The organism is Enterobacter sp. RHBSTW-00593 (assembly GCF_013784105.1).
Taxonomy (GTDB): Bacteria; Pseudomonadota; Gammaproteobacteria; order Enterobacterales; family Enterobacteriaceae; genus Enterobacter; species Enterobacter ludwigii.
In genome coordinates this window covers 4,515,281-4,532,002 of the sequence record NZ_CP056393.1, presented here as the reverse complement: position 1 = coordinate 4,532,002, position 16,722 = coordinate 4,515,281, and the positions used below count along the sequence as shown (strand labels likewise).

Sequence of the window (16,722 nt, the reverse complement as noted above, 5' to 3'; positions counted from 1 at the left end):
TTTTGAGTACATTAACGCTAGTTTTAACAGCAGTTGGTTCCGTATTGCTGCTGCTGTTTTTAGTGATGAAAGCGCGTATGCATGCTTTCGTTGCCTTAATGGTGGTGTCTATTGGTGCAGGTCTCTTTTCCGGTATGCCGCTCGATAAGATCGCAGCGACGATGGAAAAAGGGATGGGAGGCACGCTGGGTTTCCTGGCCATTGTGGTCGCGCTGGGCGCGATGTTTGGCAAGATCCTGCATGAGACGGGCGCAGTCGACCAGATTGCCGTCAAAATGCTCAAATCCTTCGGACACAGCCGTGCGCACTACGCGATTGGCCTCGCCGGTCTGATTTGTGCGCTGCCGCTGTTCTTCGAAGTGGCCGTGGTGCTGCTGATTAGCGTGGCGTTCTCGATGGCGCGCCATACCGGCACTAACCTCGTGAAGCTGGTGATTCCGCTGTTTGCGGGCGTGGCGGCTGCGGCGGCGTTCCTGCTGCCTGGGCCTGCGCCGATGCTGCTGGCTTCTCAGATGCACGCCGATTTTGGCTGGATGATCCTGATCGGCCTGTGTGCAGCGATCCCGGGAATGATTATTGCCGGCCCGCTGTGGGGCAACTTCATCAGCCGTTACGTTGAGCTTCACATTCCGGATGACGTCACCGAGCCGCACCTTGGCGAAGGCAAAATGCCGTCCTTCGGCTTCAGCCTGGCGCTGATCCTGCTGCCGCTGGTGCTGGTGGGGCTGAAAACCATCGCCGCGCGTTTCGTGCCGGTAGGGTCTACCGCGTACGAATGGTTTGAGTTTATCGGCCACCCGTTCACCGCGATCCTGGTGGCGTGTCTGGTGGCGATGTACGGCCTGGCGATGCGCCAGGGCATGCCGAAAGACAAAGTGATGGAAATCTGCGGCCATGCGCTGCAGCCGGCGGGTATCATTCTGCTGGTGATCGGTGCCGGCGGCGTGTTCAAACAGGTGCTGGTGGATTCCGGCGTGGGTCCGGCGCTGGGCGAAGCCCTGACCGGCATGGGGCTGCCCATTGCAGTGACCTGTTTCGTACTGGCTGCGGCGGTGCGTATCATCCAGGGCTCTGCGACGGTGGCATGTTTAACCGCCGTGGGTCTGGTGATGCCGGTGATTGAACAGCTTAACTACTCCGGTGCCCAGATGGCCGCGCTCTCAATCTGTATTGCGGGCGGTTCGATTGTGGTGTCACACGTCAACGACGCCGGCTTCTGGCTGTTCGGTAAATTTACCGGTGCGACCGAAGCGCAAACCCTGAAAACCTGGACGCTGATGGAAACCATCCTCGGCACGACGGGTGCCATTGTCGGGATGATTGCGTTTACGCTGCTGAGTTAAACCCGGCTAAAAGCAAAAGGACAACGTGAGTTGTCCTTTTTTGTTTTTACTTAGCCCTTCATCCACGCGCGGATCCCGTCCAGGAACATCTGCGTCGCCATCATCACCAGAATCAACCCCATCAGGCGCTCCAGCGCGTTTACGCCTTTCTCACCCAGCAGGCGCAGGAACAACGACGACTGCAGCAGAATGATAAACGTCCCGCCCCAGGCAATCAGCAAGGCAATCACCAGATGGCTCATCTGATTAGGGTACTGATGCGACAGCAGCATCAGCGTTGCCAGAATCGTCGGTCCGGCGACAAGGGGAATCGCCAGCGGCACAATAAACGGCTCTTCCCCCGCGGGCAGGCCGCTGCTGCTGCCTTCGGCGCTCGGGAAAATCATCTTAATCGCTATCAGGAACAGGATAATCCCACCGGAAATCGAAACCGTTTCGGCACGCAGATTCAGGAAGGCGAGGATTTTCTCACCGGCAAACAGGAAGATGAACATCACCAGCAGCGCGATAAGCAGCTCGCGGATCATGATCGCCCGACGGCGTTTGGGTTCGGTGTGCTTCAGCACCGACATGAAGATAGGCAGGTTGCCCAGAGGATCCATTATCAGGATCAATAAAACCGCCGCGGATATGATTTCACTCATTAAAATTATCCCTGAAACTCTCTATGGTTATTATGATGATTAGCGCTATTTCTGATTGGCGGGCCATCATCGATTAATTTCGCTTGCGACTTTGGCAGCATTTTGTAATGTGAAGCATATCCCAGTTGAATACTGGTTTGCACAATCAGCACACACCCTCTGCAGGAAAAAAATGCTATGAAAAACGTTGGTTTTATCGGCTGGCGCGGTATGGTCGGCTCTGTTCTCATGCAACGCATGGTTGAAGAGCGCGATTTCGACGCCATCCGCCCGGTCTTCTTCTCCACTTCCCAGCTCGGCCAGGCTGCACCTTCTTTTGGCGGCAGCACCGGTACGTTGCAGGATGCTTTCGATCTGGAAGCGCTGAAGGCACTCGACATTATTGTCACTTGCCAGGGCGGCGATTATACCAACGAAATTTATCCAAAGCTGCGTGAAAGCGGCTGGCAGGGCTACTGGATTGATGCGGCGTCTTCACTGCGCATGAAAGACGATGCCATCATCATTCTCGACCCGGTCAACCAGGACGTCATCACCGACGGCCTGAACAACGGCGTAAAAACCTTTGTCGGCGGTAACTGCACCGTCAGCCTGATGCTGATGTCCCTCGGCGGCCTGTTCGCACAGGACCTGGTGGAGTGGGTCTCCGTGGCGACTTACCAGGCCGCATCCGGCGGCGGTGCGCGTCATATGCGCGAACTGCTGACGCAGATGGGCCAGTTGCACCACAGCGTTGCGACCGAGCTGACAAATCCGGCCTCCGCTATTCTCGATATCGAGCGTAAAGTCACCGAGCTGACCCGCAGCGGCGAGCTGCCGGTGGATAACTTTGGTGTACCGCTGGCCGGTGGTCTGATCCCGTGGATCGACAAACAGCTGGATAACGGCCAGACCCGCGAAGAGTGGAAAGGTCAGGCTGAGACCAACAAAATACTCAATACCGCGAACACCATTCCAGTTGACGGTCTGTGCGTACGTATCGGCGCGCTGCGCTGCCACAGCCAGGCCTTCACGATTAAACTGAAAAAAGATGTGTCGATTCCGACCGTGGAAGAGCTGCTGGCTGCACACAACCCGTGGGCGAAAGTGGTTCCAAACGATCGCGACATCACCATGCGTGAATTGACCCCGGCTGCCGTCACCGGCACGCTGACCACCCCAGTTGGTCGTCTGCGTAAGCTGAACATGGGGCCGGAGTTCCTTTCTGCATTCACCGTCGGCGACCAGCTTCTGTGGGGCGCAGCCGAGCCGCTGCGTCGCATGCTGCGCCAGCTGGCGTAATAATTTGTTAAACCCCGGGGGTGATTTTCACCCCCTTTTCCGCGTACTACATGGAGTAAAACGCATATGTCTTATTTTTTATCAGGAGTCATTTAGAGCGTTGGCTATGCTTTAAGGAAGAGTTATTTCTTACCTGAGGTTAGGACGGGGCTGAGAGGATGCCCGTTCAGGTCACATTAAAGTCGTCCCAGGCGCTAAAAAAGGACGACATAAAAAACAGGATGAATACCATGTCCGATCGTGTGGATAGAGACGTGATTAATGCGCTTATTGCGGGTCATTTTGCCGACCCCTTTTCCGTACTGGGGATGCACCGTACCGAGGCCGGGCTGGAAGTCCGGGCACTGTTACCGGATGCCACAGAAGTGTGGGTTATCGAACCCAAAACCGGCCGCAAGGTCGGCAATCTGGAATGCCTCGATTCTCGTGGCTTCTTTTCGGGCGTAATGCCCCGTCGTAAAAACCCTTTTCGTTATCAGCTTGCCGTTATCTGGCATGGTCAGCAAAATCTCATCGATGATCCCTACAGCTTTGGGCCTCTTTTACAGGAGATGGACGCGTGGCTGCTGTCTGAAGGTACCCACCTGCGACCTTATGAAACGCTGGGTGCCCATGCCGATACGATGGATGGCATCACCGGCACGCGGTTTGCCGTGTGGGCGCCTAACGCCCAGCGAGTCTCCGTTGTTGGCCAGTTCAACTACTGGGATGGCCGTCGTCACCCGATGCGTCTGCGCCGTGAAAGCGGTATCTGGGAGCTGTTTATCCCCGGTGCGCACAACGGCCAGCTGTATAAATTCGAGATGATCGATGCGCACGGCAAGCTGCGTATTAAGTCCGACCCGTACGCCTTCGAAGCGCAGATGCGTCCGGAAACCGCGTCAATGATTTGCGGCCTGCCGGAGAAAGTTGTCCAGAGTGAAGAACGCAAGCAGGCCAACCGCTTTGATGCGCCAATCTCCGTCTATGAAGTGCATCTCGGTTCCTGGCGTCGCCATACCGATAACAACTTCTGGCTCAGCTACCGGGAGCTTGCTGACCAGCTGGTTCCGTACGCGAAATGGATGGGCTTTACCCACCTTGAGCTGCTGCCAATTAATGAACACCCGTTCGACGGAAGCTGGGGTTATCAGCCGACCGGGATGTATGCCCCGACGCGTCGCTTCGGCACGCGCGATGACTTCCGCTATTTTATCAATGCCGCGCACGCCGCCGGGTTAAACGTGATCCTCGACTGGGTGCCGGGCCATTTCCCGTCCGATGATTTTAGTCTTTCAGAGTTTGACGGCACTAAGCTGTACGAGCACAGCGACCCGCGCGAAGGCTATCACCAGGACTGGAACACGCTGATCTACAACTACGGTCGTCGTGAAGTGGCAAACTACCTCGTGGGCAATGCGCTGTACTGGATTGAGCGCTTTGGCATTGATGCCCTGCGCGTTGATGCCGTGGCGTCGATGATCTACCGCGACTACAGCCGCAAAGAAGGCGAGTGGATCCCGAACGAGTATGGCGGCCGTGAAAACCTGGAAGCGATTGAGTTTCTGCGCAACACCAACCGTATTATCGGCGAGCAGGTAGAAGGTGCGGTGACGATGGCGGAAGAGTCCACCGACTTCCCTGGCGTCTCCCGTCCACCGTCAACCGGCGGACTGGGGTTCTGGTACAAATGGAACCTGGGGTGGATGCACGACACGCTCGACTACATGAAGCTGGATCCCGTCTACCGCCAGTATCACCATGACAAACTCACCTTCGGGCTGCTCTACAACTACACCGAGAACTTCATGCTGCCGCTGTCGCATGACGAAGTGGTGCATGGCAAAAAATCCATTCTCGACCGCATGCCGGGCGATGCATGGCAGAAGTTCGCCAACCTGCGCGCCTACTACGGCTGGATGTTCGCCTTCCCGGGTAAAAAACTGCTGTTTATGGGCAATGAGTTCGCCCAGGGGCGCGAGTGGAACCACGACACCAGCCTCGACTGGCATCTGCTGGAAGGGGGCGACAACTGGCACCACGGCGTGCAGCGTCTGGTGCGGGACCTGAACCTGACCTACCGTCACCACAAAGCTCTGCATGAGCTTGATTTTGACCCGTACGGTTTCGAGTGGCTGGTGGTGGATGACCATGAGCGCTCGGTGTTTGTCTTTGTGCGGCGGGATAAAGCCGGCAACGAAATTATCGTCGCCAGCAACTTTACCCCTGTACCGCGCCATCATTACCGCTTCGGGATTAACCAGGCCGGCAAGTGGCGTGAAATCCTGAATACCGATTCCACGCACTACCACGGCAGCAATGCCGGTAACGGTGGTCTGGTGCAAAGCGATGCCATTGAAAGCCACGGGCGACCAAATTCCCTGAGCCTTACGCTACCGCCGCTCAGCACCATCTGGCTGATCCGGGAGGGGGAATGACCCAGCTTACGGCAGGTAAACCCGAACCGCTCGGGGCACGTTTTGATGGAAAGGGGGTGAATTTCACGCTCTTTTCTGCCCATGCGGAGCGGGTTGAACTGTGCGTATTTGACGGCGAGGGTAATGAACATCGTTACGACCTGCCGTCTCGCACAGGAGATACCTGGCACGGCTACCTGGCCGGGGGACGGCCAGGAATGCACTACGGCTATCGCGTACACGGCCCGTGGGCACCTGCGCAGGGGCACTGGTTTAACCCGGCGAAGCTGCTGATCGATCCGTGTGCGCACCGCGTGGATGGCGAGTTTAAAGACGACCCTATTTTCCATGTCGGCTACGGTGAACCCGACCACCGCGACAGCGCCCCCGTGGCGCCTAAAAGCGTGGTGGTGAACGATCTCTACGACTGGGAAGACGATGCCCCGCCGCGCACGCCGTGGGGCAACACCGTTATCTACGAGGCGCATGTCAAAGGGCTGACGTATCTGCATCCGTCGATCCCGAAAGAGATGCGCGGCACCTACAAGGCGCTCGGTCATCCGACCATGATTGCCTACTTCAAGCACCTCGGGATCACGGCCCTGGAGCTGTTGCCCGTCGCGCATTTTGCCAGTGAACCTCGTCTGCAGCGGCTGGGGCTCAGTAACTACTGGGGCTACAACCCGCTGGCGATGTTTGCGCTCGAACCCCGCTATGCCGCTCATCCGGACAAGGCGCGGGACGAGTTTCGTGATGTGGTAAAGGCGCTTCATGCGGCAGGTATTGAGGTCATTCTGGACGTGGTACTGAACCACAGTGCGGAAAGCGATCTCGATGGACCGACGCTCTCCATGCGCGGAATTGATAACCGTAGCTATTATTGGATCAGGGACGATGGCGATTACTTCAACTGGACCGGTTGCGGTAACACGCTCAATCTCAGCCACCCGGCGGTCATGCATTTCGCGTATGAATGCCTGAAGTACTGGGTGGACACGTTCCACGTCGACGGTTTTCGTTTTGATCTGGCACCCGTTATGGGGCGTACGCCGGCCTTCAGCCAGCAGGCGCCGCTGTTTGAAGCGATTAAAAACTGTCCGGTGCTGTCACAGGTGAAGCTCATTGCCGAGCCGTGGGACATCGGTGAAGGGGGGTATCAGGTCGGGAATTTCCCGCCCCTGTTTGCCGAGTGGAACGATCACTATCGCGATGCCGCGCGCCGCTTCTGGCTGGAACGGAATCTGTCGCTGGGGGAGTTCGCCGGACGCTTTGCCGGGTCCAGCGATCTTTTTAAGCGCGATGGCAAACGACCGTCTGCGACGATCAACCTGCTGACGGCGCACGACGGTTTTACGCTCCGGGACTGCGTTTGTTTCAATCAGAAACACAATGAAGCGAACGGCGAGGAGAATCGCGATGGCACTAACAATAACCATAGCTTCAATCATGGTATAGAAGGGTTAGGCGGAAGCCTTGATGTTATCGAGCGGCGACGCGCCAGCGTGCATGCGCTGCTGACAACGCTGTTATTGTCGCAGGGCACGCCGATGCTGCTGGCAGGCGATGAACATGGTCACAGTCAGCATGGTAACAACAATGCGTATTGCCAGGACAACACGTTGACCTGGCTCGACTGGGGTGAAGCGAACAGCGGGTTGATTCACTTTACCGCTGCGCTGATCCATCTTCGCCAGCAAATTCCCGCGCTCACCGCCGAACGCTGGTGGGAAGAGGGCGACGGTAATGTCCGCTGGCTGAATCAAGACGCGCAACCCTTAAGCGCGCAAGAGTGGCAACACGGCGTACCACGCCTGCAAATCCTGCTTTCGGAGAGGTGGCTGGTCACGCTGAACGCGACGGATGACGTCGCTGAGATTGTTTTACCTGACGGGGAATGGCGCGCTGTTCCCCCATTTGCCGGAGCGGATAATCCGGTAGTAATGGCTGTCTGGCACGGGCCTGCGCACGGAGTGTGCGTATTCCAAAGATGATAAAAAAGGAGTTAGTCATGGTTAGATTAGAGAAGAACGATCCCTTAATGTTGGCACGCCAGCTACCATTAAAAACTGTTGCCCTGATACTCGCAGGCGGGCGTGGTACTCGTCTGAAAGATTTGACCATCAAACGCGCCAAACCTGCCGTCCACTTTGGTGGTAAGTTCCGTATTATCGACTTTGCGCTCTCCAACTGCCTGAACTCAGGCATTCGCCGCATTGGCGTCATTACGCAGTATCAGTCGCATACTCTGGTGCAGCACATCCAGCGCGGCTGGTCATTCTTCAGTGAAGAGATGAATGAGTTTGTCGATCTTCTGCCTGCCCAGCAGCGCGTTCACGGTGAGAACTGGTATCGCGGGACGGCGGATGCGGTGACGCAAAACCTCGACATTATTCGCCGTTATAACGCGGAATACATCGTGATCCTCGCGGGCGATCATATCTACAAGCAAGACTACTCCCACATGCTGATCGACCACGTCGAAAAAGGGGCGCGTTGCACCGTGGCATGCCTGCCCGTGCCTGTTGCTGAGGCGACGGCATTTGGGGTGATGCATGTCGACGCCGACGACAAGATTATCGATTTTGTCGAAAAACCGGCGAACCCACCGACAATGCCTGGGGACGATACCAAATCGCTCGCCAGCATGGGGATCTATGTCTTTGATGCCGATTATCTTTACGCGCTGCTGGAAGAAGACGACAAAGACGAAAACTCCAGCCACGACTTCGGCAAAGATATCATTCCGAAAATTACCAAAGCTGGCATGGCGTATGCACATCCCTTCCCGTTGTCCTGCGTGCAGTCTGATCCGAATGCTGAACCTTACTGGCGCGACGTCGGAACGCTTGAGGCCTACTGGAAGGCAAACCTCGATCTCGCGTCGGTGACGCCTGAACTGGATATGTACGACCAGAACTGGCCAATCCGTACCCACATGGAATCGCTGCCGCCGGCGAAATTCGTTCAGGACCGCTCCGGCAGTCACGGCATGACGCTGAACTCGCTGGTGTCCGGCGGATGCATTATCTCGGGGTCGGTGGTGGTGCAGTCGGTGCTGTTCCCCCGCGTGCGCGTGAACTCATTCTGTAATATCGATTCGGCGGTGCTGCTGCCGGATGTCTGGGTCGGACGCTCATGCCGTCTGCGCCGTTGCGTTATCGACCGTGCCTGCGTCATACCTGAAGGCATGGTGATTGGTGAAAATGCGGAAGAAGACGCGCGTCGTTTCTACCGTTCGGAAGAGGGGATCGTGTTAGTAACACGGGAAATGTTGCGGAAGCTGCAGGTCAAACAGGAGCGATAATGCAGGTTTTACATGTATGTTCTGAGATGTTCCCGTTGTTAAAAACGGGCGGTCTGGCGGATGTTCTTGGCGCATTGCCTGCGGCGCAAATCGCCGGGGGTGTAGATACCCGAGTTCTGTTGCCCGCTTTTCCGGATATCCGGCGTGGTATTCCAGATGCAAAGGTGGTCACTCGTCGTGAAACCTTCGCCGGACGCATCACCCTGCTGTTTGGACATTACAATGGCGTAGGCATTTACCTGATTGATGCGCCGCATTTATACGATCGACCGGGTAGCCCGTATCACGATACGAACCTGTTCGCCTATACCGACAACGTGCTGCGTTTCGCACTGCTCGGCTGGGTCGGTGCTGAAATGGCAACCGGGCTGGATCCGTTCTGGCGCCCGAATGTGGTACACGCTCATGACTGGCACGCCGGGCTTGCACCGGCGTATCTGGCGGCGCGCGGCCACCCGGCGAAATCGGTCTTTACCGTTCACAACCTGGCGTATCAGGGCATGTACTATGCCCATCACATGAATGACATCGATCTGCCATGGTCGTTCTATAACATGCACGGGCTGGAGTTTAACGGGCAGATTTCGTTCCTGAAAGCCGGCATCTACTACGCCGATCACATTACGGCCGTGAGCCCGACCTACGCCCGGGAAATTACCCAGCCGGAGTTTGGTAACGGTCTGGAAGGGTTGCTGCGACAGCGCCATCGTGAGGGCCGCCTGTCGGGGATCCTCAACGGCGTTGATGAGCAGATCTGGAATCCGGAGACCGATCTTCTGCTGGCGGCACGCTATGGCCGCGATTCCGTGGAAGACAAAGCGGAAAACAAACGCCAGCTGCAGATTGCGATGGGGCTGAAGGTGAACGATAAAGTGCCGCTGTTCGCCGTCGTCAGCCGTCTGACCAGCCAGAAAGGGCTGGATTTAGTGCTGGAGGCGCTGCCGGGCTTACTGGAGCAGGGGGGACAACTGGCGCTGCTCGGTGCCGGCGACCCGGTGCTGCAGGAAGGTTTCCTTGCGGCAGCGGCGGAACACCCCGGGCAGGTAGGGGTGCAGATTGGCTATCACGAAGCGTTTTCGCACCGGATTATGGGCGGTGCTGACGTCATTCTGGTGCCGAGCCGTTTCGAACCGTGTGGCCTGACGCAGCTCTATGGCCTGAAATACGGCACGCTGCCGCTGGTACGTCGTACTGGCGGGCTGGCGGATACCGTATCGGACAGTTCTCTGGAAAACCTTGCGGACGGTATCGCCAGTGGGTTTGTCTTTGAGGACAGTAATGCCTGGTCGCTGCTGCGGGCGATTCGGCGTGCTTTCGTCTTGTGGTCCCGTCCATCTCTGTGGCGTTACGTTCAGCGTCAGGCGATGTCTCTGGACTTTGGCTGGCACGTTGCGGCGCAGTCATACCGCGACCTTTATCAACGCTTGATGTAACGAGGCGAAGTTACTGATATGAATGCTCCTTTTAGCTATTCTTCACCCACGCTCAGCGTTGAGGCGTTAAAGCACTCTATCGCCTATAAGCTGATGTTCACCATCGGGAAAGACCCGGTCATCGCCAACAAACACGAGTGGCTGAACGCCACGCTGTTTGCCGTGCGTGACCGCTTAGTGGAACGCTGGCTGCGCTCTAACCGCGCCCAGCTCTCGCAGGAAACGCGGCAGGTTTATTACCTGTCGATGGAATTTTTGATTGGCCGCACGCTGTCCAATGCGCTGTTGTCGCTCGGTATCTATGACGACGTCAAAACCGCACTGGAAGAGATGGGGTTAGATTTAGAAGAGCTGATTGACGAAGAGAACGACCCGGGCCTCGGTAACGGTGGCCTGGGGCGCCTGGCCGCTTGTTTCCTGGACTCGCTGGCGACGCTGGCCCTGCCGGGCCGCGGCTACGGGATTCGCTACGACTACGGCATGTTCAAACAGAACATTGTGGAAGGCCGACAGAAAGAGTCTCCGGACTACTGGCTTGAGTACGGCAACCCGTGGGAATTCAAACGACACAACACGCGCTACAAAGTGCGCTTTGGTGGCCGTATTCAGCAGGAGGGAAAAAAATCCCGCTGGGTTGAGACGGAAGAGATCCTGGCCGTGGCCTATGACCAGATTATCCCCGGCTACGACACCGATGCCACCAACACCCTGCGCCTGTGGAGCGCCCAGGCCAGTAGCGAAATCAACCTCGGTAAATTCAACCAGGGCGACTATTTTGCGGCGGTGGAAGATAAAAACCACTCTGAAAACGTCTCCCGCGTACTTTATCCGGACGACTCGACCTATTCCGGACGCGAACTGCGTCTGCGTCAGGAGTATTTCCTTGTGTCCGCGACGATTCAGGACATCCTGAGCCGTCATTATCAGCTGCATAAAACCTACAGCAACCTGGCGGAAAAAACCGCGATTCACCTCAACGACACCCACCCGGTGCTTTCGATCCCCGAGCTCATGCGTCTGCTGATCGACGAGCACAAGTTCAGCTGGGATGATGCGTTTGAAGTGACCTGCCAGGTCTTCTCCTATACCAACCACACCCTGATGAGCGAAGCGCTGGAAACCTGGCCGGTCGACATGCTCGGTAAAATTTTGCCGCGCCATCTGCAGATTATCTTTGAGATTAACGACTACTTCCTGAAGACGCTGCAGGAGCAGTATCCGAACGATACTGGCCTGCTGAGCCGGGCCTCAATCATTGATGAATCCAACGGTCGCCGCGTGCGTATGGCCTGGCTGGCGGTGGTGATCAGCCACAAGGTGAACGGGGTTTCCGGACTGCACTCGAACCTGATGGTGCAGTCGCTGTTTGCTGATTTCGCGAAGATCTTCCCGACGCGTTTTTGCAACGTGACGAACGGTGTTACCCCGCGTCGCTGGCTGGCGCTGGCTAACCAGCCGCTCTCCGACGTCCTGGACGAACATATTGGCCGCACCTGGCGTACTGATTTGAGTCAGCTGGGCGAGCTTGAACAGCACCTGGATTTCCCGGCGGTGAACAAAGCCGTGCGTGAAGCCAAGCTTCTGAACAAGAAGCGGCTGTCGGTGTATCTTGCGCTGCACCTGAACGTGGTGGCCAACCCGAAAGCGTTGTTTGATGTGCAAATCAAGCGTATCCATGAGTACAAGCGACAGCTCATGAACGTGCTGCACGTCATCACGCACTACAATCGCATCAAAGCCGACCCAACGGCCGACTGGGTGCCACGGGTGAAAATCTTTGCCGGTAAGGCGGCGTCGGCATACTACATGGCGAAGCACATTATTCATCTCATCAATGATGTGGCGAAGGTGGTCAACAACGATCCGGATATCGGTGACAAGCTGAAGGTGGTCTTTGTCCCGAACTACAGTGTGAGTCTGGCGCAATTGATCATTCCGGCGGCGGACCTGTCTGAGCAGATTTCCACGGCCGGTACGGAAGCCTCCGGCACCAGTAATATGAAGTTTGCCCTGAATGGCGCACTGACCATAGGTACGCTGGATGGCGCGAACGTTGAGATGCTGGAGCATGTCGGGGCAGAAAATATCTTTATCTTCGGTAATACGACGGAGGAGGTGGAGGCGCTTCGCAGGAAGGGCTACTCGCCGCGCGAGTACTACGAAGAAGATGAAGAGCTGCGCCAGGTGTTGACGCAAATCGCCACCGGTGTGTTTAACCCTGAAGAGCCGAGCCGCTATCGCGATCTGGTCGATTCACTGATTAACTTTGGTGACCACTATCAGGTGCTGGCGGATTACCGCAGCTATGTCGACTGCCAGGACAACGTGGACGAGTTGTACCGTCAGCAGGAGAAGTGGACCAGCGCCGCGATGCATAACATCGCCAATATGGGGTATTTCTCATCAGACCGTACTATCAAAGAATATGCTGAAACTATCTGGCATATCGATCCCGTGCGATTATAAAAAAACAGAGCCGGGTGGCGGCTTCGCCTGACCCGGCTTATGCGATCTGCAGGCCCGGGAAGCGTAACGCCACCGGGCTTTTTTACATCACGATGCTAATGACAGCTCACGCTTTCCCGCGTTCTGCGCCAGCCACTGCGCCACGCGCGACTGCTGCTCGGCATCCAGCCACATCCCTTCTTTGGTACGACGCCAGATGGCATCATCCAGGCGGCGCACCCACTCGTTCTCAACCAGATAGCGCAGTTCGGCTTCGTAGAGTTCGTGACCGAAATGTTCACCCAGGTCGGCAAGCGTTTTGGCTTCACCCAGGATCCATTCCGTATTACTGCCGTAGGTACGGGCGTAGTGACGCGCCATCCCTTCGGTGATGAACGGGTAGCGACGGCGCAGTTTCGCAGCATAATCATCGCGGTTATCCCCAATATCGCCGCCAGGCAATACGGCACCTTTAGTCCAGGCCGGGCCAATGCCTTTGTAGTACGGCACCAGTTTTTCCAGCGCGTGTTCGGCCAGCTTACGATAGGTAGTGAGCTTGCCGCCAAAGACCGACAGCAACGGTGCCTGGCCGTCCACGTCATGAATATCCAGTGTATAGTCGCGGGTGATGGCCTGCGGTGAGTCCGATTCGTCATCACACAGCGGACGCACGCCGGAGTAGGTCCAGACCACGTCATCGCGTGCCAGCTGTTTTTTGAAGTGTGCGTTATACACTTTCAGCAGGTAGCTGACTTCACTTTCGTCGATCTCGACATTTTTCGGATCGCCTTTGTACTCCACGTCGGTGGTGCCGATGATGGAGAACTCGTCCATCCACGGGATCACAAACACGATACGTTTATCTTCGTTCTGCAGGATATAGGCCTGCTTCTGGGTATGCACGCGTGGCACGACAATGTGGCTGCCTTTGATCAGGCGGATGCCGTACGGCGAAGGCAGGTGCATTCCCTCATCAAAGAACTGTTTCACCCACGGACCGGTGGCGTTCACCAGGCCGCGCGCTTTCCAGCTGAACTTCTCGCCGGTATCCACGTCTTCCGCTTCAACAACCCACAGGCCGTTTTCACGACGGGCAGCTGTGGCGCGGGTGCGGGTTTTCACCTCGCCGCCTTTTTTCACCACCATCTGCGCATTGGCAAGGACCAGACGCGCATCGTCTACCCAGCAGTCGGAATATTCGAATCCGCGCACGATTTCAGGTTTAAGGACCGATTCTGAGCCAAAACGCAAACCGGTCGATCCTGGCAGGCTGGTACGTTTGCCCAGATGATCGTACATAAACAGACCGATTCGAATCATCCACGCCGGACGCAGATGCGGGCGGTGGGGCAGGCGAAAGCGCATCGGAATCGCCAGATGCGGGGCCATTTTCAGCAGCACTTCACGTTCGGCCAGGGCTTCGCTGACCAGGCGGAATTCGTAGTGTTCCAGGTAGCGCAGGCCACCGTGGATCAGTTTGGAGCTGGCGGACGAGGTCGCGCAGGCGAGATCGTTAGCTTCCAGCATCAGCACGGATAAACCGCGTCCTGCAGCATCGGCCGCAATCCCGGCACCGTTGATGCCACCGCCTATCACAATCAGATCTTTGGTTTCCATAACACCCTCACGCACTTTCGTTAAAGCTCATAAATGTTCGATATCGCTCATAATAGCAAAGGAACGCGCTTTTGGTAACATCAAAAAAACAATTTAGAGTGATATGGATAACATAATGGCGTTTACCCGCCGCCAGGACGTACACTACGGGGTAAAATAGTGCCGCTTGATGCCCTCGCCCAACCTTCTCACTTCAGGAGAGAGTGGAGGTGAGAGGAAGCGCACCACACCTGAATATAAGATGAGAGCACCATGGATCAGTTTGAATGTATTAACGTAGAAGAAGCCCATCAGAAAATGCACCAGGGAACGGCTGTGCTGGTGGACATCCGCGATCCACAGAGCTTTGCGATGGGCCACACGCCAGGCGCGTTCCACCTGACCAACGACTCCCTGGGCGCGTTTATGCGCGATAACGACTTCGACACGCCGGTGATGGTCATGTGCTACCACGGCAACAGCAGTAAAGGTGCAGCGCAGTACCTGCTTCAGCAGGGCTACGATGCGGTTTACAGCGTCGATGGCGGCTTCGATGCCTGGCATCGTCATTTCCCGGCAGAAGTTGAATACGCGTTTGAGCGCTGATACCGCTATACTGTCCCCTTTTGTGTGGAAATAAGCGACGGCTGCCCATGTTGATGATCACCTCTTTTACCAACCCGCGCGTCGCCCAGGCGTTTGTCGACTATATGGCGACGCAGGGCGTTATTCTGACCATCCAGCAACATCATCAGACCGATGTGTGGCTGGCCGACGAGAGCCAGGCCGCGAGGGTAAATGAGGAGCTGGCGCGATTCCTTGAGAACCCTGGCGACCCGCGCTATCTGGCCGCAAGCTGGCAATCAGGCCAGACGGGCAGCGGGCTGCACTATCGTCGTTTTCCCTTCTTTGCCACCGTGCGCGAACGCGCGGGTCCGTTTACGCTGCTGCTGATGGCGGCCTGCATTATCGTGTTCATTATGATGAACGTGATCGGCGACCAGAGCGTCATGATCGCCCTGGCATGGCCCTATGACCCTTCACTGGACGTTGACGTCTGGCGCTATTTTACCCACGCGCTGATGCACTTCTCGGTGATGCATATTCTCTTTAACCTGCTGTGGTGGTGGTACCTTGGCGGTGCCGTCGAGAAGCGTCTTGGCAGCGGGAAGCTGATTGTGATCACCGTCATCAGTGCCCTGTTGAGTGGCTATGTGCAGCACAAATTCAGCGGCCCGTGGTTTGGCGGATTATCAGGTGTTGTGTATGCCCTGATGGGCTACGTCTGGCTCAGAGGTGAGCGCGATCCTGAAAGTGGCATCTATCTGCAACGCGGGTTAATAACCTTTGCGTTAATATGGCTAATTGCCGGATGGTTTGATCTGTTTGGTATGTCTATCGCCAATGGTGCACACGTCACCGGGCTGGCCGTTGGGCTGGCGATGGCGTTTGCCGACACGCTCCATGCGCGAAAACGAACATAATTCTCAGGGATAATCGATGAAACAAACACAACGTCATGACGCCATTATCGAACTGGTTAAAAAACAGGGATATGTCAGCACCGAAGAGCTGGTCGAGCAGTTTGCCGTCAGCCCGCAGACCATTCGTCGTGACCTGAACGACCTTGCCGATCAAAACCGTATTCTGCGCCACCACGGCGGGGCGGCGCTGCCGTCCAGCTCGGTCAACACCTCATGGCATGACCGTAAAGCCACACAAACGGCGGAGAAAGAGCGCATTGCGCGGAAAGTCGCCAGCCAGATCCCTAACGGGGCGACGCTGTTTATTGATATCGGCACCACGCCGGAAGCGGTCGCCCATGCGCTGCTGGATCATGAAAACCTGCGCGTCGTGACCAATAACCTGAATGTCGCGAATACCCTGATGCAGAAAGACGATTTCCGCATCATTCTTGCGGGCGGCGAGTTGCGCAGCCGCGACGGCGGCATCATCGGTGAAGCGACGCTCGACTTTATCTCTCAGTTCCGTCTCGATTTCGGCATTCTCGGGATCAGCGGTATCGACAGCGATGGCTCCCTGCTGGAGTTTGATTATCATGAAGTCCGCACCAAGCGTGCGATTATTGAGAATTCACGCCACGTTATGCTCGTGGTGGACCACTCCAAGTTTGGCCGTAACGCGATGGTGAATATGGGCAGCATCAGCATGGTTGATGCGGTTTATACCGACGTGATGCCGCCGGCAGGCGTGATGCAGGTGATTAAGGATAATAATCTGCAGCTGGAACTGTGCTGACGTAAAAGCAAAACGGCAACC

The 16,722-nt window shown here is 56.5% G+C and carries 12 protein-coding genes; 10 read left to right on the top strand and 2 right to left on the bottom strand.

Features of this window, described 5'->3' with window-relative positions; translation table 11 throughout:
• Positions 1–2: 2 nt before the first annotated feature.
• Positions 3–1,343, top strand: a complete 1,341-nt coding sequence (gene gntU / locus HV242_RS21805; RefSeq protein WP_014171987.1) for a gluconate transporter — start codon at positions 3–5, stop codon at positions 1,341–1,343.
• Between the two features lie 50 nt (positions 1,344–1,393).
• On the opposite strand, the gene yhgN is transcribed toward gntU, so the two are convergent.
• The gene (gene yhgN / locus HV242_RS21800) at positions 1,394–1,987 is read right to left on the bottom strand and encodes an NAAT family transporter YhgN (protein ID WP_003861574.1); all 594 of its coding nucleotides are present in this window, start codon (positions 1,985–1,987) and stop codon (positions 1,394–1,396) included.
• 177 nt (positions 1,988–2,164) lie between these two features.
• Between yhgN and asd the strand changes: the two genes are divergently transcribed.
• From asd to glgP, 6 genes are all read left to right on the top strand, one after another.
• Positions 2,165–3,268, top strand: coding sequence for an aspartate-semialdehyde dehydrogenase (asd, locus tag HV242_RS21795; protein ID WP_044866040.1), 1,104 nt, complete (start codon positions 2,165–2,167; stop codon positions 3,266–3,268).
• A gap of 230 nt (positions 3,269–3,498) precedes the next feature.
• Complete coding sequence (glgB, locus tag HV242_RS21790) at positions 3,499–5,685, top strand: 1,4-alpha-glucan branching enzyme (RefSeq protein ID WP_020884557.1); 2,187 nt, start codon at positions 3,499–3,501, stop codon at positions 5,683–5,685.
• On the top strand, positions 5,682–7,655 hold the full coding sequence (glgX, locus tag HV242_RS21785; RefSeq protein ID WP_050737695.1) for a glycogen debranching protein GlgX: 1,974 nt from the start codon (positions 5,682–5,684) through the stop codon (positions 7,653–7,655). The genes glgB and glgX overlap by 4 nt, the downstream gene beginning before the upstream one ends.
• 17 nt (positions 7,656–7,672) lie before the next feature.
• Positions 7,673–8,968, top strand: a complete 1,296-nt coding sequence (gene glgC / locus HV242_RS21780; RefSeq protein ID WP_020884559.1) for a glucose-1-phosphate adenylyltransferase — start codon at positions 7,673–7,675, stop codon at positions 8,966–8,968.
• A complete protein-coding gene (gene glgA, locus HV242_RS21775) occupies positions 8,968–10,401 on the top strand; it encodes a glycogen synthase GlgA (RefSeq protein WP_014171982.1) in 1,434 nt (477 codons plus the stop codon). The genes glgC and glgA overlap by 1 nt, the downstream gene beginning before the upstream one ends.
• An 18-nt stretch (positions 10,402–10,419) precedes the next feature.
• Positions 10,420–12,867: a glycogen phosphorylase gene (gene glgP, locus HV242_RS21770; protein WP_014171981.1), complete on the top strand. Its 2,448-nt coding sequence runs from the start codon at positions 10,420–10,422 to the stop codon at positions 12,865–12,867.
• Positions 12,868–12,954: 87 nt separating this feature from the next.
• Here the strand turns inward: glgP and glpD are convergent, their stop codons facing one another.
• Positions 12,955–14,463, bottom strand: coding sequence for a glycerol-3-phosphate dehydrogenase (gene glpD, locus HV242_RS21765; protein WP_020884561.1), 1,509 nt, complete (start codon positions 14,461–14,463; stop codon positions 12,955–12,957).
• Positions 14,464–14,715: 252 nt separating this feature from the next.
• Between glpD and glpE the strand changes: the two genes are divergently transcribed.
• From glpE to HV242_RS21750, 3 genes are read left to right on the top strand one after another with little or no spacing between them, the layout of a single operon-like run.
• On the top strand, positions 14,716–15,048 hold the full coding sequence (gene glpE, locus HV242_RS21760; protein WP_020884562.1) for a thiosulfate sulfurtransferase GlpE: 333 nt from the start codon (positions 14,716–14,718) through the stop codon (positions 15,046–15,048).
• 47 nt (positions 15,049–15,095) lie between these two features.
• Positions 15,096–15,926, top strand: coding sequence for a rhomboid family intramembrane serine protease GlpG (gene glpG, locus HV242_RS21755; RefSeq protein WP_047954777.1), 831 nt, complete (start codon positions 15,096–15,098; stop codon positions 15,924–15,926).
• 16 nt (positions 15,927–15,942) lie between these two features.
• The gene (locus HV242_RS21750) at positions 15,943–16,701 is read left to right on the top strand and encodes a DeoR/GlpR family transcriptional regulator (protein ID WP_008503060.1); all 759 of its coding nucleotides are present in this window, start codon (positions 15,943–15,945) and stop codon (positions 16,699–16,701) included.
• Positions 16,702–16,722: the final 21 nt, after the last annotated feature.